Annotated in this window: 20 protein-coding genes; 15 read left to right on the top strand and 5 right to left on the bottom strand. The window is 70.4% G+C overall.

The window, feature by feature from the left end; genetic code table 11:
- The first annotated feature begins 121 nt into the window (after nt 1–121).
- A complete protein-coding gene (locus Aph01nite_RS12980; protein ID WP_239161633.1) occupies nt 122–856 on the top strand; it encodes a GntR family transcriptional regulator in 735 nt (244 codons plus the stop codon).
- A gap of 11 nt (nt 857–867) precedes the next feature.
- Here the strand turns inward: Aph01nite_RS12980 and Aph01nite_RS12975 are convergent, their stop codons facing one another.
- On the bottom strand, nt 868–1,239 hold the full coding sequence (locus tag Aph01nite_RS12975) for a RidA family protein (RefSeq protein WP_204041089.1): 372 nt from the start codon (nt 1,237–1,239) through the stop codon (nt 868–870).
- A gap of 166 nt (nt 1,240–1,405) precedes the next feature.
- On the opposite strand from Aph01nite_RS12975, the gene Aph01nite_RS12970 reads away from it, so the two are divergent.
- Together Aph01nite_RS12970 and Aph01nite_RS12965 are read left to right on the top strand one after the other, a co-directional pair.
- Entirely contained in the window at nt 1,406–2,959 is a 1,554-nt protein-coding gene (locus Aph01nite_RS12970; RefSeq protein WP_204041088.1) for a glycosyl hydrolase family 18 protein, read from the top strand.
- A gap of 165 nt (nt 2,960–3,124) precedes the next feature.
- Entirely contained in the window at nt 3,125–4,000 is an 876-nt protein-coding gene (locus Aph01nite_RS12965) for a LuxR C-terminal-related transcriptional regulator (RefSeq protein ID WP_204041087.1), read from the top strand.
- A 102-nt stretch (nt 4,001–4,102) separates the two neighbouring features.
- On the opposite strand, the gene Aph01nite_RS12960 is transcribed toward Aph01nite_RS12965, so the two are convergent.
- The gene (locus tag Aph01nite_RS12960) at nt 4,103–6,379 is read right to left on the bottom strand and encodes a peroxidase family protein (RefSeq protein WP_204041086.1); all 2,277 of its coding nucleotides are present in this window, start codon (nt 6,377–6,379) and stop codon (nt 4,103–4,105) included.
- A 233-nt stretch (nt 6,380–6,612) separates the two neighbouring features.
- Here Aph01nite_RS12960 and tmk point away from each other — a divergent pair, with 233 nt between their 5' ends.
- Nucleotides 6,613–7,209, top strand: a complete 597-nt coding sequence (gene tmk / locus Aph01nite_RS12955) for a dTMP kinase (protein ID WP_204041085.1) — start codon at nt 6,613–6,615, stop codon at nt 7,207–7,209.
- Between the two features lie 3 nt (nt 7,210–7,212).
- Here the strand turns inward: tmk and Aph01nite_RS12950 are convergent, their stop codons facing one another.
- Nucleotides 7,213–7,899 carry a response regulator gene (locus Aph01nite_RS12950; protein WP_204041084.1) on the bottom strand — a complete coding sequence of 229 codons (687 nt, stop codon included), beginning with the start codon at nt 7,897–7,899 and terminating at the stop codon, nt 7,213–7,215.
- A complete protein-coding gene (locus Aph01nite_RS12945) occupies nt 7,886–9,505 on the bottom strand; it encodes an ATP-binding protein (RefSeq protein ID WP_204041083.1) in 1,620 nt (539 codons plus the stop codon). The genes Aph01nite_RS12950 and Aph01nite_RS12945 overlap by 14 nt, the downstream gene beginning before the upstream one ends.
- Before the next feature lie 176 nt (nt 9,506–9,681).
- Between Aph01nite_RS12945 and Aph01nite_RS12940 the strand changes: the two genes are divergently transcribed.
- The 8 genes from Aph01nite_RS12940 to Aph01nite_RS12905 all read left to right on the top strand — a co-directional run bounded on the left by Aph01nite_RS12940 (nt 9,682) and on the right by Aph01nite_RS12905 (nt 17,375).
- Nucleotides 9,682–10,650: a tripartite tricarboxylate transporter substrate binding protein gene (locus tag Aph01nite_RS12940; protein WP_204041082.1), complete on the top strand. Its 969-nt coding sequence runs from the start codon at nt 9,682–9,684 to the stop codon at nt 10,648–10,650.
- On the top strand, nt 10,650–11,180 hold the full coding sequence (locus Aph01nite_RS12935; protein ID WP_204041081.1) for a tripartite tricarboxylate transporter TctB family protein: 531 nt from the start codon (nt 10,650–10,652) through the stop codon (nt 11,178–11,180). The genes Aph01nite_RS12940 and Aph01nite_RS12935 overlap by 1 nt, the downstream gene beginning before the upstream one ends.
- The gene (locus tag Aph01nite_RS12930) at nt 11,181–12,665 is read left to right on the top strand and encodes a tripartite tricarboxylate transporter permease (protein WP_204041080.1); all 1,485 of its coding nucleotides are present in this window, start codon (nt 11,181–11,183) and stop codon (nt 12,663–12,665) included.
- A 57-nt stretch (nt 12,666–12,722) separates the two neighbouring features.
- Nucleotides 12,723–14,069, top strand: coding sequence for an alkaline phosphatase D family protein (locus tag Aph01nite_RS12925; RefSeq protein ID WP_275419221.1), 1,347 nt, complete (start codon nt 12,723–12,725; stop codon nt 14,067–14,069).
- A gap of 73 nt (nt 14,070–14,142) precedes the next feature.
- Nucleotides 14,143–15,636: a glycoside hydrolase family 3 protein gene (locus Aph01nite_RS12920; RefSeq protein ID WP_204041078.1), complete on the top strand. Its 1,494-nt coding sequence runs from the start codon at nt 14,143–14,145 to the stop codon at nt 15,634–15,636.
- A gap of 241 nt (nt 15,637–15,877) precedes the next feature.
- Entirely contained in the window at nt 15,878–16,135 is a 258-nt protein-coding gene (locus Aph01nite_RS12915) for a hypothetical protein (RefSeq protein ID WP_204041077.1), read from the top strand.
- Between the two features lie 59 nt (nt 16,136–16,194).
- Nucleotides 16,195–16,458: a hypothetical protein gene (locus Aph01nite_RS12910; RefSeq protein WP_204041076.1), complete on the top strand. Its 264-nt coding sequence runs from the start codon at nt 16,195–16,197 to the stop codon at nt 16,456–16,458.
- A 95-nt stretch (nt 16,459–16,553) separates the two neighbouring features.
- The gene (locus tag Aph01nite_RS12905; RefSeq protein ID WP_204041075.1) at nt 16,554–17,375 is read left to right on the top strand and encodes an ATP-grasp domain-containing protein; all 822 of its coding nucleotides are present in this window, start codon (nt 16,554–16,556) and stop codon (nt 17,373–17,375) included.
- On the opposite strand, the gene Aph01nite_RS12900 is transcribed toward Aph01nite_RS12905, so the two are convergent.
- Nucleotides 17,361–18,122: an SDR family oxidoreductase gene (locus Aph01nite_RS12900; RefSeq protein WP_204041074.1), complete on the bottom strand. Its 762-nt coding sequence runs from the start codon at nt 18,120–18,122 to the stop codon at nt 17,361–17,363. The genes Aph01nite_RS12905 and Aph01nite_RS12900 overlap by 15 nt on opposite strands.
- A 139-nt stretch (nt 18,123–18,261) precedes the next feature.
- On the opposite strand from Aph01nite_RS12900, the gene thrS reads away from it, so the two are divergent.
- The 3 genes from thrS to Aph01nite_RS12885 all read left to right on the top strand — a co-directional run bounded on the left by thrS (nt 18,262) and on the right by Aph01nite_RS12885 (nt 22,085).
- Nucleotides 18,262–19,548: a threonine--tRNA ligase gene (gene thrS / locus Aph01nite_RS12895; RefSeq protein ID WP_204041073.1), complete on the top strand. Its 1,287-nt coding sequence runs from the start codon at nt 18,262–18,264 to the stop codon at nt 19,546–19,548.
- Nucleotides 19,549–19,637: 89 nt separating this feature from the next.
- Nucleotides 19,638–20,873, top strand: a complete 1,236-nt coding sequence (locus Aph01nite_RS12890; RefSeq protein WP_239161631.1) for an aspartate aminotransferase type Ic — start codon at nt 19,638–19,640, stop codon at nt 20,871–20,873.
- Between the two features lie 456 nt (nt 20,874–21,329).
- The gene (locus Aph01nite_RS12885) at nt 21,330–22,085 is read left to right on the top strand and encodes a GntR family transcriptional regulator (protein ID WP_204041071.1); all 756 of its coding nucleotides are present in this window, start codon (nt 21,330–21,332) and stop codon (nt 22,083–22,085) included.
- Nucleotides 22,086–22,240 lie beyond the last annotated feature (155 nt).

Raw genomic sequence — 22,240 nt, 5'->3', positions numbered from 1 at the left:
GGTCAGATATTGGTAAGAAATCTGCCTGCTCCGAGTAGAGTGGTCTTAACCAGTTGGCCAGTCAAGACCCGTTATCAACCGTTAACACAGCCAACTGGTCAGAAGCTGGTAAGGTCAGATTGTGACTCTGAACATGCGGGCCGGGCTGAAACGCGACCGAGTGCGCGACTTCCTGCTCGACTTCATCGCGGACAAGAAGCCGGGCGAGGCCATCCCCTCGGAACGCGACCTGTGCAAGGAGCTCGGCGTCTCGCGTCCCACCCTCCGCGCCGCCATCGACGACCTGGTCCGCTCCGGCCAGCTCGTCCGCGAGCACGGCCGAGGCACCTTCACCGGCCCCCACCGCGTCACCCAGGCCCTCGCCGCCACCCCCAGTGGATCGTTCTACGCCCCGCCCGCCGAGGGCCACTGGGCCAGCCGCATCCTCGAGTTCGGCTCCGCCCCCGCCGGCCCCCAGCTGGCCAGCCGCCTCCAGCTCGCCCCCGCCGCCCCCGTCCTCCGTGTCGTACGGCTCCGCGTGGTCGACGACGAGCCCATGGCCATCGAACGCCTCCACCTCCCCCACGCCCTCGTGGACGGCTTGGCCCCCGCCGACATGGAATCCGGCTCCTTCTACCGCTTCCTCCGCGAACGCTTCGGCGTCGACGTCCGCAGCGCCGTCCAGACCATCGAGGCCACCGTCACCGACGAGACCGAAGCCGAACTCCTCCACGTCCCCGAACACTTCCCGGCCCTCATGGTCGAACGCACCACCCGAGACGTGAACGGCAGAATCGTCGAATTCACCCGCTCCATCTACCGCGGCGACCGCTACCGCGTCACCTCCGAACTCAACTTCGACGCCGACTCCGGCTGACCTGGCCGCCGTCAGCCTGCGGCGATGGCTTCGATTTCCAGGAGCCAGGCGTCGTCGAAGATGTCGGCGATGATCACGGTCAGGGCGGGGGTGTGGCCGTTCAGGACTTCGCGGCGGATGGTGGAGTTCTCCGCGCGGTGGGCGCGGTCGGACAGGAATGTGGTGACCTTCACGAGGTTGGAGAGGTCCATTTCGTGCTGAGCAAGCGCGTGGGCCAGGTTCGCCCAGGTTTGGCGGCATTGGGTGGCGAAGTCGGTGGGGAGGGTGCCGTCGGGGGCGACGGGGATCTGGCCGGAGACGAAGACGAGGCGGGTGGGTGGGGTGATCTCGTAGGAGTGGCGGTAGCCGCCGCCGTCGGGGACCAGGGGGCCGGGGATGATCATGCCCTCCATGGTCTCAGGGCGTGAGTTCGTTATGGACATTAACCATGATCTTGGAAGATAATTCGGGCAACTGTTGCTCGCGAGCCTTAGTCACCGTGGCCTCGCAACCTCATCGCTATGTCGATGCCCGGTGACGTGTGCTGTCCGGGCGACAGAAGGGTCCTCCATGAAGCGAACCCCCCGACTGCTGGCCTCTCTCGCCGCGTTACTCCTGGCCGCGCTGGGTGTGCTGGTGTCGCAGACCTCGGCGTACGCGGCCAATCTGCTGGTGAATCCGGGATTCGAGACCGGCGCGCTCTCGCCGTGGTCGTGCACCGGTGGACTCGGGTCGGTGGTCACGACCCCGGTCCGTTCCGGCACGCGGGCGCTCTCCGGCGCGGCGAGCGCGTCGGACAACGCCAAATGCTCCCAGACGGTGAGCGTGCGGCCGAGCACCGCGTACACGGTGTCCGCGTGGGTGCGCGGGAACTACGTCTACCTGGGCGTGAACGGCGGGCCGTCCACGTGGACCTCGTCGGCGGCGTATCAGCAGCTGACGCTCTCGTTCACCACTGCGGCGGGCCAGACCTCCGCCGTGGTCTACCTGCACGGCTGGTACGGCCAGGGCACCTACTACGCCGACGACGTCAACTTCGACGGCCCGGGCGGCACGGCCTCACCGTCACCGTCTCCCAGCCCGAGCCCGAGTCCCAGCCCTAGTCCCAGCCGGAGTCCGAGTCCCAGCCCGAGCGTGAGCCCGAGTCCGTCGCCCTCGCCGACGGGGGGCACCTGCGCGGTGAAGTCCCGGCCGGCCGGCAAGGTCCTGCAGGGCTACTGGGAGAACTGGGACGGCGCGATCAACGGCGTGCACCCGCCGCTCGGGTGGATCCCGATCACGGACGCCCGCATCAAGGCGCACGGCTACAACGTCATCAACGCCGCGTTCCCGGTCATCCGCTCCGACGGCACGGTCCTCTGGCAGGACGGCATGGACGCCAACGTCAAGGTCGCCACCCCGGCCGAGATGTGCGCGGCCAAGGCGGCAGGCGCGACGATCCTGATGTCCATCGGCGGCGCGACCGCGGGCATCGACCTCAGTTCGAGCACGGTGGCCGACCGCTTCGTGGCCACGATCGTGCCGATCCTCAGGACGTACAACTTCGACGGCATCGACATCGACATCGAGACCGGCCTGACCGGCAGCGGCAACATCAACCAGCTGTCGGCCTCCCAGGCCAACCTGATCCGCATCATCGACGGCGTGCTCGCCCAGATGCCGTCCAACTTCGGCCTCACCATGGCCCCCGAGACCGCGTACGTCACCGGCGGCAGCGTCACCTACGGCTCCATCTGGGGCGCCTACCTGCCGATCATCAAGAAGTACGCCGACAACGGCCGCCTCTGGTGGCTCAACATGCAGTACTACAACGGCAGCATGTACGGATGCTCCGGCGACTCCTACTCCGCCGGCACCGTCCAGGGCTTCACCGCCCAGACCACCTGTCTCAACAACGGCCTGGTCATCCAGGGGACGACCATCCGGGTGCCGTACGACAAGCAGGTGCCCGGACTGCCCGCCCAGTCGGGGGCCGGCGGCGGCTACATGACGCCGTCGCTGGTGTCCCAGAGCTGGAACGCCTTCAACGGCGGCCTGAAGGGTCTGATGACCTGGTCGATCAACTGGGACGGCTCCAGGAACTGGACCTTCGGCGACAACGTGAAGTCGCTCCAGGGCCGATGAGGTAAGCGGCCGGGCCGCCGGAGAGGCGGCCCGGCCGTACCCCATGATTGTGAAGCGTTCATGGATCTTCGCAGGTCGATGTTGCACAATGACATCATGTCTTGACATAAGTCGTCATAAGCGTCATTTTCCAGCTGGTCGCATCCCAGGGGTCGGGACGTGCTCATGGACAAGACGTTGGAGAAACCGGGAGCCGAGGTCGCGATGACCTCCCCGGAGCTGGCGGTGCTCAACCTGCTCGGGTCCGGGTTGAGCACGGCGCGGATCGCGGAGACGCTGGGCGTCACCACCTGCGCCGTCGAGGCGAGCAAACGCGGCATCTACCGCAAGCTAGGCGTAGTCAGTCAGGCGCACGCGGTGGCCAGAGCCATCGAGCTGGGATTCTTCGACCATCATCGGCCGGTGCCGGACAGCGTCCGTACCCGGCCTGAAGTGGTGGTCGTGCACGCGCGGCCGAGTCCGTGCCGGGACCGGGTGTCGGAGACGCTGGTCGCCTCCGGGCAGTCGTTCGCGGTGCTGCGGGACTTCGCGGGCGCGCACTGGCTCCAGTGGCGGCGCGGCACGGTCGCCGTCGTGCTGATCGATCCGGAGCCGGAGGACTGGCGCCTGCCGGCCGGCATCGGCGCGCCCACCCTCGTGGTCTGCTCCGCCCCGCCCGACGTGGCGGCCGTCGGCCAGGCGGTACGGCACGGCGCCCGCGCCCTGGTCTGGCGGGAGGACGTGACCGAGGACCTGTCCGGGATGTTGTCGCTGATGTGCCGCGGCTACTTCACCATGACGGCGCTCTGCCTGGACGCCTTCACGGCGGGCATCACCGCCCACCCGCCCGAGCTGACCGCCCGCGAGCGGGACGTGCTGAACTCGATCGCGCTCGGCCACACCATCGGGCAGACCGCGCGGCGGCTGGGCATCACCGCCAAGACCGTCGAGAGCGTGCAGGCCAGGCTCTTTCTCCGGCTGGGCGCGAGGACGAGGTCGGAAGCTCTGATCATTTCGCATCGGCTCGGCCTGGTGGACTGGTCGCGGGACGAGAGCTCCTGACCGGCCGGGACCGGCCACGCGTCGTGGCCGGCCCCGGGTCCGTCAGCGGGTCCGTCAGCGGGTCCGTCAGCGGGTCCGTCAGCGGGTCCGTCAGCGGGTCTGTCAGACGGTCGCGCAGCGGCGGTTGTTGAGCGTGAAGTTGGGCGGTCTCGCGTTGGTGAAATTGTCCCGCTGGGCGTTGAAGCCGATGCCGCCCCGGCTGGCTCCCGGCGCGATCGTGGCGTTGGCGGCCGTGTTCGTGACCGTCACGTTCCGGCCGCTCTGGCTGACCACCCCGTTCCAGAGCTCGCTGACGGTCTGGCCGTTGGCCCACTCCCAGCGCAGCGCCCACCCGTTGACGGGGGTCGCGCCCGTGTTGGTGATGGTCATGTTGACCTGGAAGTTCCCCGGCCACTCGGTCGTCTGGGTGAAGGCGACCGTACAGGCCGGCGCGGGCAGGTCGGCCTCGGGCACCAGGAACACGTTGTGGTTGAGGTCGGCCGCGGTCAGGTCCGTGTTGAGGTCGATGATCTGGCCGAGCGTGCGCCGGTAGTCGATCCCGTAGGTGTTCCTGATGTACGTGAGCCCCTGGTCGTTGCCGTAGAAGAACCGGTCGCCGTCCCGCAGGGCCTGGAACTGCCGGGCCCACATGGCCAGCTGGAGCTCGCCGAAGTCGCTGCCGGGCACGTGCTGCTCGGCGACCATGCCGACGAACGCGTCCACGTTCGCGACGTCGCCGTAGATCGCGCGCAGCCGCGCGGCCAGCGTGGTCCTGCGTACCTCGCGGGTGGCGGTGCCCTCGACGGCGTCCTCGTCGTTCAGGTCGACCGCGTTGCCGTCGATGTCGAACAGCTGGAGCGTGTCCAGGCTGTCCGGGTCGTTGATCTCGTTGCCGGCGGTCAGCTGCGGGTCGGCGGGGAAGGCGTCGGTGGCCTCGCCCGTGATCGCGGTGAAGGAGGCCTTCGGCGGCAGCCCGAACGCCTGCCGCATCTGGTTGTAGGTCGGCATGCCGTGGTCGCGCCCGCGCTCGATGTCGACCGCGCCCAGGTCCACGACGCCGTTGAAGCACTCCGGCAGGCCGGGCCCGTCCAGGCACTCGGGGTTGCCGGACACCGGGATCTGGAAGAGCACGCTGCGCAGCTGGTTGTCGATCTGCTCGTCGTTCTTGTACTGCGACTCCAGGCCGAGCCCGAGCAGCATCGGGCCGAGCTGCACCTGCTCCAGCAGGTCCGGGTTGAAGAACGCCAGGTTCAGCGGGATCGCGATCTCCGCGTCGTCGCCGTCCACGGCGACCTCGACGCCCTGCGCCGCCAGCGCGTCCAGGGTGGCCTGCGAGTAGCGGGAGGCGTTGGTCTCCAGCTCGAACTCGCCGTGGATCATGCTGTGCGCGCGGTAGCCGACGGTGGCGAACTCGTTGCCAAGGTTCGCGTTGACGGCCGGGTTGTAGCCCGTGTAGCGCGGCAGGGCGACGCCGAGCGCGGGCAGGAACTCGTTGTAGGTGATGTACTGCTGCTCGGCCATGACCACCCGGCGGGCGATCTGGAACTTGTCCTCCTCGCTCAGCGCGCCGGGCAGGAGCGCGACGATCCGGTTGTGCTCACGGGCGAACAGCGTCTGGGTCGCGGTGAGGGACAGGTTCTCGTTCGCCCGTACGTCTCCGGCCACCATCGCCCGGCCCGGCTGCCCGATCAGTCGGCCGTTGAGCTCCATGACCGGCGCGGCGCCGGCGTTTCCGCGGGCGTCCCGGCGCGGCAGGTACCCGTTGGACAGCAGCAGCGTGGCGCCGTTGTTGGCCAGGTTGCCGTCCACCGGTCCGGTGCGCAGCCATTCCAGCCGCGTGTTGTCGGGGCCGTACACGGGGAATCCGTTGAGGTATGAACTGTTGGTGTTGGTCTGCTGGCGGGCGTTGCTCACGCCCGTGCCCGGCGCCGGATTCGACCGTACGAAGGGGATGTAGCCGAGGGTGTTGGTGAATTCCTCCAGGGGGTCGGAGGTGCTGAACGGAATATTGGCGGTTTCCCCTTGGGGGTCGCCGGGTTCCCTTCCGTCGCGCAGGCCGAAGGTGTGGTCGATGAACTGCCCCCAGGTGAATCCCCATTGGGTGACGCGCCGTTCGGAGAACAGGTTCTGGTTCGCGTCGTTGTGGACGCGGTTGCTGATGTTCCGTACGTTCGGCCCGCCGAACGGCTGGCTCAGCCCGTTCACGTAACGGGCGGCCCCGACCCGGCTGTACGGCGTGTTCGCCTGCCCCCACGTGGGGTTGGCGACGTTGTTGCCGCTGCCGTTGAGGCTCGCGACCGGGAACGGCACCACCGCGTGGGCGGCCGGAGTCCCGGTCAGCGTGACGGCTCCCGCGGCCACGAGCGCGGCGCCCAGCCGCGCGGCACGAGGAAATGGCATTGTCTGCTCCTGTCCGCCGGATAAGGCCCGTGTACGCCCGGCGTGTGGCGCCAGACTCGTCCTGGGCCGAATTACCGTCAATGGAGCAGATGCGACGTATACCCCTTAATGGAAAAGAACCCCTAAGGGGTATCCGGGAGGATCGCCGCTTAATTTCTGAAAGAAAGGGAAATGTGAGGCGGTGTTTTTCCCGGGACTCTTTCGAGCATATTCGTGGTCTGCGGCAGAGAATCATGGACGGGATCAGAGGATTGTTCATCGTCGTGGAAGGACCCAACGGGGTGGGGAAATCCACCGCGGTCCTGGGCCTGGCCGCGCGGCTGCGGGAACGCGGCCTCGCCGTGCACACGACGACCGAGCCGACGGACTCGCCGCTGGGCCGGCTCGTCCGGGAGGGCGAGGACCGCTGGAGCGGCCGGGCCTTCGCGCTGGCGGTGGCCGCCGACCGCACGCTCCACCTCGACCAGGAGATCCGGCCCGCGCTGGCCGCCGGCCAGATCGTGATCAGCGACCGGTACGCGCAGTCCTCCCTCGCCCTCCAGCAACTGGACGGCATCCCGCTCGGCGAACTCTGGCACTACAACGCGCACGTGCCCGCGCCGACCCTGTCCTGCTACCTGCGCGACCACCCCGCCGTCCTGGAGCGCCGGCTGCGCGAACGCCCCCGCCTCTCCCGCCTGGAACGCCTGGGCTCACCCGCCCGCGAACTCGCCCTGTACGACGACGTCCACCGCTTCCTGGAACCCCGCGGCTGGCCCCAGGCCCTGATCGACTGCCACGACCGCGACCCGGACGCCGTGGTCACCCAGATCCTCCGCGAACTGGGATGAACGTCACCCCGTCCAGCGGTACCGGTGCTCCGGCCGCCCCGCCGTCCCGTAGCGGGGCCGGAGCTCCGCCCGTCCGGTCGCGCAGAGATGCTCCAGATACCGCCGCGCGCTGACCCGCGAGAGCCCGGTGAGGTCGGCGGTCTCCGTCGCCGACAAGTCGGTCCCGGTACGGCGAAGAGTCTCCACGACCAGCGCGCACGTGGTGGCCGACAACCCCTTGGGCAGCGGTGCGCTGTCCAGGGCCGAGCCGAAGAGACGGTCCACGTCCTCCTGGCGGGCGTGCGACCCGAGCTGGGCGAGCCGCCGATGGGTGTCGGCGTAACGGGCGAGCCGGTCGGCGAGCGCGCCCGCGGTGAACGGTTTGATCAGGTAGTTGACGGCGCCCCCGTGCAGGGCGGCGCGTACGGTGCCGATGTCGCGGGCGGCGGTGATGACGAGCACGTCCACCGGCCGGGCCAGCCCGCGGATCGTGCGTAACACGTCGAGCCCCGACATGTCGGGAAGGTAGATGTCGAGCAGCACCAGGTCCGGGGCGTGCTCGGCGACGGCGGCGATGGCGGCCCGGCCGGTGTGCGCGGTGCTGACGACGGTGAAGCCGGGCGTCCTGGCCACGTAGCCGCCGTGGATGCGGGCCACCATGAAGTCGTCGTCCACGACGAGCACCTTCTTGCGCAGGTCAGTCTTGATCATCTCGCCTCCCGCCGCTAGCCGCCGCCATCGGCAGCAGGGCCGTGAAGACCGCGCCGCCCGTTCCGTCCGTGCCGTCCGTGTTGTGCAGGCGCACCCAGCCGCCCCGCCGCAGGCAGGTCTGGCGGGTCAGCGCGAGCCCGAGCCCGCGCGCCCCCGAATGGGCGATCTTGGTGGTGAAGCCCTCCCGGAAGACCTCCTCGGCCAGGTCCGGGGTGATGCCGGGACCGGAGTCGCGGACCCGCACGTGCAGCCCCGCCGGGTCGGTGCGGACCAGCACCTCGACGGTGCCGCCGGTGCCCTCCAGCGCGTCGATCGCGTTGGCCACCAGGTTGCCGACCACGAGCACGGCGTCCCGCGGGTCCGCCAGGTCCTCCACCCGCGACTCCTCGGCCACCACCAGCGACGCGCCCCGCTCGGCGGCCTCCGCCGCCTTGGCCAGCAGCAGTGCCGCCAGCGTGGGATCGGCCACCCGCTCCCTGATGCCCTGCGCGTACTGGCTGTAGGCCTCGGTCGTCTGCGTGATGTACCGCACGGCCGTCTCGTGCTCGCCCAGCTCCAGCAGGCCGACGACGGTGTGCATGCGGTTGGCGAACTCGTGCGCCTGGGCGCGGAGCGCCTCCGTGGTCGTGCTGGCGTCGTCGAGTTCGCGGGCCAGCCGTACGAGTTCGGTGCGGTCCCGCAGGGTCACCACCCAGCCGCGGTGCTGCCCGCGTACGGAGACCGGGGTGCGGTTGAGCACGAGGACGCCGCCGCGGTGGAGCACGATCCGGTCCTCGCCGGGGTCGCCGCCGCCGAGCACGTCCCTGACCCGGTCCGAGACCGGCATCTCGGTCAGGTCGCGCCCGACCACGTCGGAGGACAGGTCGAGCAGGTCCCTGGCGGCGTCGTTGGCCAGCGTCACCTTGCCGGACAGGTCGAGCGCCAGCACGCCTTCCTTGACGCCGTGCAGTACGCCTTCGCGCTGTTCCAGCAGGGCGGCGATCTCCTTGGGCTCCAGGCCGAAGGTCTGCCGCCGGACCCGGCGCGAGATCAGCGCCGCCGCCAGGGAGCCGGCGACGAGCACGGCGAGCACCGTCCAGAACAGCGGCGGGAGGGCCGCCCCGAGCTGTTCGGCGACGGTCTGCTCCAGCACGCCCACCGAGGTGAGGCCGATGACCTGGCCCGACGCGTCGAAGATGGGCGCCTTGCCGCGGACCGAGCGGCCGAGGGTGCCGGTCTGGAAGCCGCTCCAGGTCTGGCCGGTCTCCAGCACCTCCGAGCCGTCGGTGGACAGCCGTTTGCCGATGAGGCCGGGGTTGGGGTGGGCGTACCTGATCTGGTCGCGGTTGGCGATGACGACGTAGTCCGCGCCGGTGGCCTGCTGCACGCCCGCCGCGATCGGCTGGAGCAGCACCTCGGGGCGCGGGTACCGGAAGGCGTCGCGCACCTGGGGCAGGCCGGCGACGGACTGGGCGATGGCGAGGGCGCGCTGGCCGTACTGGTCGTCGAGCTGGCGGCGGGTGTGCTGGGCCCAGACGGTCGCGGTGCCGCCGACGGCGAGCAGGACGATGACCATCTGGAGCACGAAGAGCTGGGTGCCCAGGGAGGCGTTGGTCACCCGTCGCACGGCCTCTCACCTCCGGGATCAATGTCTGCGAAATATACGCAGCGGCGGATAACGGCCGGGTCGCGGGCACTGTGACCAATACCACCAATACGACGGCAAGCACATGAAGCATCGACTTCGTTCCCGCGGCCGCCCACCATCCTCACCACGTTCTCTCTCACGGTGTTGGAGTGGTTATGCGTATGCGCAGGCTGGCCGTCCTGGCGGCGGTGATCGCGGCGGTATCCGCGTGCGGATCGGGATCGGACACGGGTGCCGCGGCGAACGCGCTGCGCATCATGGCCCCGGCCGCGCCGGGCGGTGGCTGGGACCAGACCTCCCGTACGGCCGAGCAGGCCATCAAGTCGGTGGACCCCGCCAGGAAGGTCGAGGTCTTCAACGTGCCCGGCGCGGGCGGCACCATCGGCCTGGCCCAGCTCGCCGGCGACAAGGGCGACGGCGGGCTGCTGATGACCATGGGCCTGGTCATGGTCGGCGCGGTCGAGCAGAACAAGTCCCAGGTCACCCTGGCCGAGGTCACCCCCATTGCCCGGCTGACCGAGGAGTACGAGATCGTCGTGGTGCCGGCCGAGTCGCCGTTCCAGACCCTGAACGACCTGGTCGCCGCCTGGAAGGCGGACCCGGCGAAGGTCTCGGTGGCGGGCGGCTCCGCGGGCGGCACCGACCACATCGTGGCGGGCCTGATGGCCAAGGCGGCGGGCGTCGACCCCAAGCAGGTCAACTACATCGCCCACTCCGGCGGCGGCGAGGCGCTCAACGCGCTGCTCGGCAACAAGGTGTCGATCGGCATCTCCGGCATCGGCGAGTTCGCCGAGCACGTCAAGTCCGGCAAGCTGCGCTCCCTCGGCATCACCGCCCCGGCCCGCGTCCCCGGCCTCGAATCCCCGACGCTGAAGGAGGGCGGCCTGGACGTCGAGCTGGCCAACTGGCGCGGCTTCGTCGCCCCGCCCGGCCTCGACGACGCGGCCAGGAAGAACCTCACCGACCTGGTCACCAAGATGCACGACGGCCAGGCCTGGAAGGACGCGGTCGCCAAGAACGGGTGGATCGACTCGTTCCAGACCGGCCAGCCGTTCGCGGACTTCCTGGCCGCCGAGCAGAGCCGGGTCAAGGGCATCATCGCCGAAATGGGACTCGTGTCCTGATGTCCACCCCAGACGAACGGGACGGCGTCGTCACCCGTGACGCCGTCCCCGCCTGGCGCCGGCCCGAACTGGGGCTCGCCCTGACCGTGCTCGGGCTCGGCGTCTTCGTGATCGTTGGCACCGCCGGCGTGACGGCGGCGGCCTCCACCCTCGGACTCGGCCCCCGGTTCTTCCCGCTGCTGGTCGGGTCGGCCATGATCCTGATCGGCGTCTGCTACGTGCTCGACGTGCTGCGCGGCGGGCACGGCGACCCGGAGGAGAGCGAGGACGTGGACGCGGCCGCCCCGGCGGACTGGCGCGGCGTCGGCCTGGTCAGCGTCATCTTCCTGCTCTTCGCCGGGCTGCTCGACCTGCTCGGCTGGGTGGTCGCGGCGGCGCTGCTCTTCTTCGGCCTGGCGCTGGCGCTGGGCGCGCGGGAGCGGCTGCGGGCCGCCGCGGTGGCGGTCGTGCTGTCCGTCGCGACGTACCTGGCGTTCGTGAAGGGCCTCGGGGTCACCCTCCCCGCGGGCCTGCTGGACGGGGTGATCTGAGTGGACTCGCTCACCCTGCTCCTGGACGGCTTCGCCACCGCCCTCACCCCCGTCAACCTGCTGTACGCGCTGCTGGGCGTCACCCTCGGCACCCTCGTCGGCGTGCTGCCCGGCATCGGCCCCGCCATGACCGTGGCGCTGCTCCTGCCGATCACCTTCAACGTGCCCCCGGCCAGCGCGTTCATCATGTTCGCCGGCATCTACTACGGCGGCATGTACGGCGGCTCCACCACCTCGATCCTGCTCAACACGCCCGGCGAGAGCTCCTCCATGATCACCGCCCTGGAGGGCAACAAGATGGCCAGGCGCGGCCGGGCCGCCCAGGCCCTGGCCACGGCCGCCATCGGCTCGTTCGTGGCCGGCACGATCGCCACCGCGCTGCTGGTGGTGGCCGCGCCCCTGGTGGTGGACTTCGCGATCTCCTTCGGGCCCGAGGACTACTTCGCGCTGGCGATCCTGGCCTTCACCGCGGTCTCCTCGGTGCTGTCCCGCTCGGTCGTCCGCGGCCTGGCCTCGCTCGGCCTGGGCCTGGTCATCGGCCTGGTCGGCATCGACCAGCAGACCGGGCAGGCCAGGCTCACGCTGGGCGTCCCGCAACTGCTCGACGGCATCGACGTGGTGATCGTCGCGGTCGGCCTGTTCGCCCTCGGCGAGGCGCTCTACGTGGCCTCCCGCCTGCGCCACGCGCCGCCCGAGGTGGTGCCGGTGGGCCGCGCCTGGATGGGCCGCCCGGACTGGGCCCGCTCCTGGCGGCCCTGGCTGCGCGGCACCGCGCTCGGCTTCCCCTTCGGCGCACTGCCCGGCGGCGGTGCCGAGATCCCCACCTTCCTCTCGTACGCGGTGGAGAAACGCCTGGCCAAAGGCCCCGCCAAGGAGGAGTACGGCAAGGGCGCCATCGAGGGCGTGGCCGGTCCCGAGGCGGCCAACAACGCCTCGGCCGCGGGCACCCTGGTGCCGCTGCTCACCCTCGGCCTGCCCACCTCCGCCACGGCCGCCATCATGCTGGCCGCCTTCCAGCAGTACGGCCTGCAGCCAGGACCCCAGCTCTTCGACCACAACCCGGCCCTGGTGTGGGGCATGGTGGCGTCCCTGTTCATCGGCAACACCATGCTGCTGGTGCTCAACCTGCCACTCGCCCCGGTGTGGGCGCGGGTGCTGCGGGTGCCCCGGCCGTACCTGTACGCCGGGATCGTGCTGTTCGCCGCGCTGGGCGTGTACGCGCTGAACAACTCCTGGGTGGACCTGGTGGTGCTCTACCTGCTCGGGCTGCTCGGCTTCGCGATGCGGCGGTTCGGCCTGCCGGTGGCGCCCGCCGTGATCGGCCTGATCCTGGGACCGATGGCCGAGATCCAGCTGCGCCGCGCGCTCGCCATCGGCGCGGGCGACGTGAGCACGCTGGTGGCCAGCCCGGTCGCCGCCGTACTGCTGGCGCTGGCCGCGCTCGCCCTGCTGACTCCGCTGCTCCGGAGACTCTTCGCCCGCTGACCCGTTTCTCTGTCGAATCGGTACGCACTCGTCACCGGGCTCGACAAAGATCCCACTATGGCCAAATTAGGGTTTCCGTTCACTCTTGGAGTTGGTTCGGGGGAACCGTCCCCCGATGGGGTGATCTTGTGGACGCGGCTCGCGGTGGAGCCGCTGCACGCGAGCAAGCCCGGCGGCATGCCGAACCAGACGTTCACCGTGCGCTGGGAACTGGCCGAGGACGAGGCGTTCACCCGTGTCGTCCAGTCCGGGAACGCTCCCGCGCAGCCGGACTGGGCGCACAGCGTGCACGTGCGGGTCAGCGGGCTGCGGGCGTGGACGGAGTACTTCTACCGGTTCAGCGTGGACGGGCACACCAGTCCCGTCGGGCGTACCAAGACGGCCCCCGCGGCGGACTCCACCGAGACGATCAAGATCGGGGTCGTCTCCTGCCAGCGGTACGAGCACGGGTTCTTCACCGTGCTCCGGCACCTGGCCAACGAGCGGCCGGACGTCATCTTCCATCTGGGCGACTACGTCTACGAGTACGGCAAGCCCGCCAACCCGCAGCCGGGGCGGTACATCCGGCCGCTGGAGTCGACGGAGGAGTGCAGGACGCTGGCCGCCTACCGGCGCAGGTACGCCCGCTACCAGATGGACAAGGACCTCCAGGCCGCCCACGCCGCCGCGCCGTGGATCACCATGCCGGACGACCACGAGGTGCGGGACAACTACGCGGGCCTCTCGCCGGGGGACGGGTCGAGCGCGTCCGCGTTCCTGAAACGGCGGAACGCCGCGTACAAGGCGTACTACGAGCACCTGCCGCTGCGGGTGCGGCCGGTCGGGAACAACCTGCAGTTCTACCGCTGGCGGCCGTACGGCAGGGTGGCGGACTTCATGTTCGTGGACGCGCGGCAGTACCGGCGGGGCCGGGACATGCTGGGGGCCGAGCAGCAGGAGTGGCTGACCACCCGGCTGCGCACCTCGACGGCGCGGTGGAAGGTGATCGCGCAGGCGCTCTTCTTCGCGCCGCGCAAGTTCCCGCTGGAACCGCCCAGCACCGACGCCTGGGACGGCTTCCCGGAGAGCCGGGCCAAGGTGCTGGCGGCGGTCACCGGCGATCTGGTGGTGCTGAGCGGGGACGTGCACAACGCCTGGGCGGGGGAGTTCGCCGGCGGGGTGGAGTTCGTCACGAGCTCGGTCACCAGCCGCCCGCCGGCCACGGACGGGAACGCGATGCTGGCGCTCAACCCGCACCTCAAGTATTTCGACGGCAGGCGCGGCTACCTGGTGGTCACGGCCGGGATGTCGGACTTCACGGTGGACTACCGGACGGTCGCGTTCGTGGACCAGCCCGCCGCGCCGGTGGTCACGGCCGCGGGGTTTCGTGTCCTCGGCAACAAACTTCAACGAACCGATCTGTGAAATGGGAGGTCAGCCCACTAGCGAATAGGAAAGTTTCCTATTAGATTTCGGGCATGTCCAAGTGCGGTGCCGCATGACGCGAAGCACGGAGCTGTTGCGTCTGGCAGACACGGTCCTGTTCCCCGGCTTCCTGGGAACCACGCCCCCCGACTGGCTGCGGCGTCGCCTCGGCGACGGCCTGGCCGGGGCGGTCCTCTTCTCCCGCAATGTGGACACGCCCGCCCAGCTGGCCGAGCTGACGGCCGCGCTGCGCGCGGAGAACCCCGACATCGTCGTCGGCATCGACGAGGAGGCCGGGGAGGTGACCCGCCTGGAGGCCCGTACGGGCAGCTCCCGGCCCGGCAACTACGCGCTCGGCGTCGTGGACGACGAGGCCCTGACCGAGGCGGTCGCCCGGGACATCGGCTGGGACCTGGCGGCGGCGGGGGTCACCATCGACTTCGCGCCCGCCGCGGACGTGAACTCCAACGCGGACAACCCGGTGATCGGCCTGCGCTCCTTCGGGGCGGACCCCGCCCTGGTGGCCCGGCACACCGCGGCGTGGGTGCGCGGCCTCCAGTCGGCGGGCGTGGCCGCGTGCGCCAAGCACTTCCCCGGGCACGGGGACACCTCGGTCGACTCCCACTACAGCGTGCCGGTGGTGGCGGGCAGCCGCGAGGACCTGGACGAGGTCGAGCTCCGGCCGTTCCGGGCCGCGATCGCCGAGGGCGTGCGCTCGATCATGACCGGCCACCTGCTCGTGTCCGCGTACGACCGGGAGCTGGCGGCCACGCTGAGCCCGCACATCCTGACCGACCTGCTCCGGCGCGACCTCGGCTTCGAGGGGCTGATCATCACCGACGGCATCGAGATGGCGGCGGTCTCCGGCCCGTACGGCATCGGCGGGGCCAGCGCGCGGGCCATCGCGGCCGGGGCCGACGCCATCTGCGTGGGCGGCGAGAACTCCGACGAGGCCGTCGTCGAGCTGATCAGGGACGCGATCGTGGACGCGGTGTTCGAGGGCTGGCTGCCGGAGGAGCGGCTGGCCGACGCCGCCGCGCGGGTCAGGACGCTGGCCGCCTGGCGTCCCGAGCGGGCGGCGCCGGCGACCCGGGAGCCGGTGGGGCTGGCCGCGGCGCGCCGGGCCGTCCGGGTGCGCCGGGACGACGGCACCCTGCTGCCGCTGGTGGTGGCGCCGCACGTGGTGGAGCTGTCGCCGGAGATGAACCTAGCGATCGACAAGGGCATGCCGTGGGGCGTCGGGGAGCCGCTGGGCAAGCTGCTGCCGGGGACCACCGTGACCCGGCTGCACGAGCCCGAGCTGGCCGACGGCCTGCCCGCCGACGTGCTCGCGCAGGCCGTGGACCGGCCGCTGGTGATCGTGGTCAGGGACGCGCACCGGCACGCCTGGCAGATGGACGCCCTGGCGCACCTGCTCTCCCGGCGGCCGGACGGCATCGTGGTGGAGATGGGCCTGCCGGGGCGTACCGACCTGGGCGCGGCGCACATCGCCACGCACGGCGCGGCGCGGGTCTGCGGGCAGGCGGCGGCCGAGACGCTGACGGGTCAGGTGGACGCCTTCTCCTGACGGGGATACGCCCTGACATTTCCAGACCTCAGGGACCACGCCCAGGTGGAGGGCGTGGTCCCTGAGCCTTTCCCGACACGCCCGATCAAGATTTGACTACTCAGAGCTATCAATCGGCAACGCTCAGCTATATGCTCGCTATTGCTTTGACCGGCCAGATCAACCGGGAGTCAACGAATGCGGACGGCTGGGCCCGTCGTCCCCGTTCTGCTCGCGGCTCTGGCGTACCCCAAGGAGCGAGATGTTCAAGAAGATCGCCGTGACCGGCGCCTTGCTCACCGCCGCCTGCGGCGCGAGCCTGATCGCCGCCCCGGCGCACGCCGACAGCTGGACCGACAACTGGAGCTCCAACCGGGACTCCGCGCAGTCGGGCAACAACTTCGGCTGGGTGGTCGCCCGGAACGCCGGCTCCGGCAGCTCCACCAACGTCAACAACATCAATGGCGTCGCCGCTACCGCGTCCGGCGGCAGCATCACGGTCACCTACATCTTCCACTAGGCCCCCGACGCGTCATCGCACGGCCGAGCAACCCTCTCAGAACTGACTAAGGAGACGAGATGTTCAAGAAGATCGCCGCGACCGGAGCCGTCCTCGCCGCCACCTGTGGCGCCGTCCTGCTGGCGGCCCCCGCCCAGGCCGACACCTGGACGAAGAACACCAGCCGGAACAGCGACTCCGCCCAGTCCGGCAACAACTTCGGCCACATCGCCGCCACCAACGTGGGCAGCAGGGGTGCCACCAACGTGATCAACATCAACGGCATCGCGGGCACCGCGACCCGCGGGGGCAGCGTCGGCCTCTCCTACCGGTTCGACGACTGACGACTGACCGGTGGGACGTGCGCGCCGGGACCCGGAAGGGCCCGGCGCGCGCCGCTGTTGTACACATGAGCATCGTGAGTACAACAAGGAGAGCCATGAAGGTCGCGTACGTCACCTGGGACGGCCCCGACGACGAGAGGGAGCCGGTGCTCGCGGCCTGGCTGGGCGCCGACATCGAGGGCGCTCCGGTGCGCTGGGACGATCCCGCCGCGGACTGGTCCTCCTTCGACGCGGCGGTGGTCCGCTCGACCTGGGACTACACCCACCGGCGGGACGAGTTCACGGCCTGGGCCCGGCGGGCGGGCGCGGCCACCCGGCTGCTCAACCCGGCCACCGTGCTGACCTGGAACACCGACAAGACCTACCTGCGCGACCTGGGCGTGCCGATCGTGCCGACCCACTGGACCGCCGTGGACATCCCGGTCTGGGACGAGTACGTGGTGAAGCCCGCCATCTCCGCGGGCGCGCGGGACACGATCAGGACGCGGGACCGGCAGCAGGCCGAGGCCTTCGCCGTCGAACTGGAGAGCCAGGGGCGCACGATCATGGTGCAGCCCTACCTGCCGACCGTCGAGCACGAGGGCGAGCTGTCGCTCCTCTACTTCAACGGCCAGTTCAGCCACGCGGTGCGGCGCAACCCGATGCTCCCGCCCCAGGGTGTGAGCGCGTCCGCTACGGAGCTCACCAGGTACTCGCTGCGCGACCCCGACGACGACCAGTTCGAGCTGGCCGAGCAGGTGCTGGGCCAGGTCGCCGAGGAGCTGCTCTACGCGCGGGTGGACCTGGTGCGGATGCCGGACGGGGAGCCGGTGCTGATCGAGCTGGAGCTGACCGAGCCGTACCTCTACCTGGAGGCCGAGCTGGACGCGCCCGACATGTTCGCCAAGGCGCTGGCCGACATGCTAGCCACCGGTTGAGAGGCCGCCGTCGACCGGGATGACGGCCCCGGTGAGGTAGGCGCCGGCCCGGCTGGCCAGGAAGACGGCCGCGCCTGCCATGTCGTCGGGGCGGCCGATCCGGCCGAGCGGGACGTGGCTCTCGATGGCGCCGCGGGTGGCCGGGTCGTCGAGCGCGAAGGCCATCATCTTCGACTCGAACGGGCCGGGGGCGATCGCGTTGACGGTGATCGACTCGCGGGCCAGTCGCTGGGCGAGGTGGCGGGTGAGCATGTGCACGCCCGCCTTCGCCGCCGAGTAGGCGTAGTTCTCCATGGCGGGCACGCGCAGGCCGTCCACCGAGCCGATGTTGATCACGCGGGCCGGGTCCTCCGGCCCGGCGGCGGCCCGCAGCAGCGGCAGGAACTGCTGGGTCAGGTAGAAGACGCCCTTCACGTTGATGTTCCAGAGCTTGTCGAAGGCGCTCTCCGGGTATTCGGCCAGCGGCGCTCCCCAGGTCGCGCCCGCGTTGTTGACCAGCACGTCCAGCCTGGACTCCCGGGCCGAGACCGCCTCCACCAGCGCGGCCACCCCCTCGGCCGTGGACAGGTCGGCCTGGACCGCCACGCAGCCGAGCTCCTCCGCCGCCGCGTCCAGCTCGGACTTCTTCCTGGCCGAGATGTAGACCGTGGCCCCCGCGTCCAGGAAACCCGACGCGATCATGCGGCCGATGCCGCGCGAGCCCCCGGTCACCACGACCGTCTTGCCCGCCACCGAGAACAGAGTCATGACGGAAGCATACCGACCAGTCGGTCAGGCGCGGGAAATACGCTCGCGGGGAGCGGATGTTGTCGCTAAGGTGAGCCGCATGATCAGACGAGCCGCCATGACGACGACGCCGGAGGTTGTCCCGGCGCGCTGATTCCTGATGTGCCAAGCCCGGGGCGACGCCCCGGGCTTTCGTGTTCCCCGGTCGCTCGCCCCCTTCCGCGAGGAGACCGTCATGTACGACCACCGCAAGCTCGGCCGCGAGCTGGACCTGTTCGACACCGACCCGCTGATCGGTTCCGGGCTGCCGTACTGGCTGCCCGACGGCGCCGCCGTACGGCTGGCGCTGGAGGAGTACGTCAGGGACGTGGAACGCCGGGCCGGATACCGGCACGTGTACTCGCCCGTCCTGGGCAAACGCGAGCTGTACGAAATATCAGGACACTGGGCGCACTACCACGAGGACATGTTCCCGCCCATGGACCTCGGCGGGGAGCAGGTGGTGCTGCGGCCCAGCCTCTGCCCGCACCACGCGCTGATGTTCCGCGCCCGCGGCCACAGCTACCGCGAGCTGCCGCTGCGGCTGGCCGAGCTCGGCGGCATGCACCGCGCCGAACTCTCCGGCGTGCTCGGCGGGCTCACCCGGGTGCGGGCCATCCAGCTCAACGACGCCCACATCTTCTGCGCCCCCGGCCAGGCCGTGGACGAGGCCCGCGCCGCGCTCGACCTGATCGCCGCCGCGTACCGCGCCATGGACATCCGGCCGGTGCGGTACCGCCTGTCCCTGCCGGGGCCGGGCGGGAAGTACGTGGCCGACCCCGGGCTGTGGGAGCGGGCGAGCGCGCTGCTGGAGGAGGTGCTGAAGGAGGCCGGCCTGCCGTACGAGGCGGAGGAGGGGGAGGCGGCGTTCTACGGGCCCAAGATCGATGTTCAGATCGCCGACCACGCCGGGCGCGAGTCCACCCTGTCCACCGTGCAGATCGACTTCTACCAGCCGGAGCGCTTCGACCTGCACTACACCGGCCCGGACGGCGGCCGGCACCGGCCGGTCATGGTGCACCGCAGCATCGTCGGCAGCGTGGAGCGCGCGGTCGCCCACCTCATCGAGGTGCACGGCGGAGCCTTCCCGGCCTGGCTGGCGCCGCGCCAGGTGGTCGTGCTGCCGGTCTCGGAGGCGGAGATCCCGGCGGCCGAGGCGCTCGCCGGGCGCTGCCGCGAACTCGGGCTGCGCGCCGACGTGTCGGCCCAGGGTTCGCTGTCGGCGCGCATCCGGGCGGCGCACCTGACCCCGTACCAGGCGGTCGTCGGGTCCCGGGAGGCCGCCGACGGGAGCGTCTCGCTGCGCCTGCGCGGGTCCCGGAGTCTGCCGCCGATGCCGGTCGGCGAGGCGCTCGGCAAGATCGCGGCTCTGGCCGGGACGCGCCGGCCCGAGCTGTGGGAGGAATGAGCCGTCCGGGCGGCAGTGCTTTCCCGGCTTTACGAACGAGAGGTCTATTCTTCGTAGCGAATCAGCGGCTACGGGTGGAGGCGGAAGCGGTGGAGATCGAGCAGGCGCGGCGGGAGTACGAGGAGCTGCGGGGGAAGGGCCTCAAGCTGGACCTCACCCGCGGGAAGCCGTCGTCGGCGCAGCTGGATCTGTCGGCGGAGCTGTTGCGGCTGCCGGGGGACGCGTACACGGCGGCGGACGGCAGCGACACCCGCAACTACGGCGGGCTCCAGGGGCTCGCGGAGCTGCGGGCGCTGTTCAGCGGCGCCCTGCAGGTCCCGGCGGACCAGCTGATCGTGGGCGGGAACTCCAGCCTGGCGATGATGCACGACACGCTCGTGTACAGCCTGCTCGGCGTCCCGGTCGGCGGCGAGCGCCGGTGGGCGGACGAGGAGCGCGTGACGTTCCTCTGCCCGGTGCCCGGCTACGACCGGCACTTCGCGCTGTGCGAGCGGTTCGGCATCGAGCTGATCCCGGTCGCGATGACCCCGGCGGGCCCCGACATGGACGAGGTCGAGCGGCTGGTCGCGGCCGACGCGGGCGTCAAGGGCATCTGGTGCGTGCCCAAGTACAGCAACCCGGACGGGGTCAGCTACAGCGCGGAGACCGTGGCCCGGCTGGCCGCGATGCCGGCCGCCGCCCCCGACTTCCGGATCTTCTGGGACAACGCGTACGCGGTGCACCACCTCACCGACCAGCCGGTGGAGATCGCCGACGTGCTGGCGCTGGCGGCCGAGGCGGGCCACCCCGACCGGGTCTTCGTCTTCGGGTCCACCTCGAAGGTGACGCTGGCCGGCAGCGGGGTGTCGTTCTTCGGCTCCTCGCCCGCCAACGTCGCCTGGTACCTGGGCTACCTGGGCAAGGGCACGATCGGCGCGGACAAGGTCAACCAGCTGCGGCACGTGCGCTTCCTGCGGGACGAGAACGGGCTGGCCGAGCACATGCGCAAGCACGCGGAGCTGATCCGGCCGAAGTTCGAGGCGGTGGACCGCATCCTGGCCAAGGAGCTCGGCGGGACCGGCCTGGCCACCTGGTCGAGCCCGGTCGGGGGCTACTTCATCAGTCTTGAGGTGCCGGAGGGGTGCGCCAAGGAGGTCGTGCGGAAGGCCGCGGAGGCGGGGATCGCGCTGACGCCGGCGGGAGCCACCCATCCGTACGGGGACGACCCGGCCGACCGGACGATCCGGATCGCGCCCACGTACCCGGATCTGGAGGAGCTGGAGGCGGCCATCACCGGTCTGGCCACGTGTGTGCGGCTGGTCGGCGCGGAGAAGGCGCGCGGCTGATTCCGAGAGCCGAAACGGCTTCCTTCCCGTTCGGGGAGGGAGCCGTTTTTCTTTCTACGGTTACGTGTCCTGGCGGGCGTGGGGGACCCGCCAGGACACGTACCGCCCCGGCGTGGCGCGTACGACCCCGGCGAGGGATGGGGTCGTCCGTGCCGTTAGTCGCGCGGAGTCAGCGGGATCCGGCCGCCTTCGGCAGATTCGACCGGACCTCGAATGTGGCGTTGGCAGTGGTGCCGGCCCAGGTGCTGTAACGCGTAGCGCAGTAAACGCGTTGCCTCACCGGGGTGGCGCGACGACGAGTGACGCGCACGGACCGCCGACACCGGGCACCCCCATTGGATGGATTTGTACCAACGTTTGGATAATGCGCGGATCGCACCGTCAGGTCAAGTGGTTGTTCCAAGTCAGACCGAGATCGTCTAGATTTGTTGGCACAAAAGGGTGGATTGAGGGAAAATGGCACGATCGTCGCTCTACCAGCAGGTGGCCTCCGAACTCCGGCGGGCGATCTACTCGGGCGAATTCGGGCCCGGCGATCAGATCCCCACCGAGACCGAGCTCATGGACGGTCACCAGGTCAGCCGCAACACGGTACGCCTGGCGTTAGGCGAGCTCGAGAACGAGGGACTCATCCTCCGGATGCGCCGGCGCGGCACCTTCGTCCGGGAACGGCGCCCCCTGCTCATGCGCCCGCAGGACGAGCTGTTGCCGCGCGGCGACAGCCGGCCCCGCTTCGACTCGTTCGTGTACGCGGTCACCTCCGAGGGCCGCCAGGCCGATCAGAACATCGAGGTTCAGATCGTCCAGCCGCCGGAGGACATCGCCACGCGGCTGGAGCTCGTGGAGGAACGGGCCCTCGCCGTGGTGCGGCGTCGGCTGCGGTTCGTGGACGGGCAGCCGTACAACACCAACGACTCCTACTTCCCGCTGAAGCTGGTGAGCGACTCCGAGATCGTGCGCCCCGGCGACATCAAGCGGGGCGCGAACCGGGTGCTGGAGGAGCTCGGGCACCCCCAAGTCCGCGTTATCGACGATATTTCGGCACGTATGCCGACACCCGATGAATCCGCCCGGTTGCAGCTGGAGCCGGGCACCCCCGTTGTGGTCTATGTCCGAGTTGGGTACGACGAGGAGGACGTGCCCGTCCGTGTCGCCGTATCCGTGTTACCCGCCGACAAACATCTGATCAGGTACGAGCTGGAACGTCATTGACCGAACACGGGCCGCCCCGATAGGGCGGCCTTTCGCGTGGTGCCGCCGCGAGCGACCCCCTGGCCGCGCTCGGGGCAGCGGTGACGTGTGCCAGAAACGGCGTAACCGCCGATATCACGCCCGCCTTCTCGCGCGCGGGCGCTCTTTCCGGTCGC

Source organism: Acrocarpospora phusangensis, from assembly GCF_016862995.1.
Taxonomy (GTDB): domain Bacteria; phylum Actinomycetota; class Actinomycetes; order Streptosporangiales; family Streptosporangiaceae; genus Acrocarpospora; species Acrocarpospora phusangensis.
This window is presented reverse-complemented; position numbering and strand designations above follow the sequence as displayed.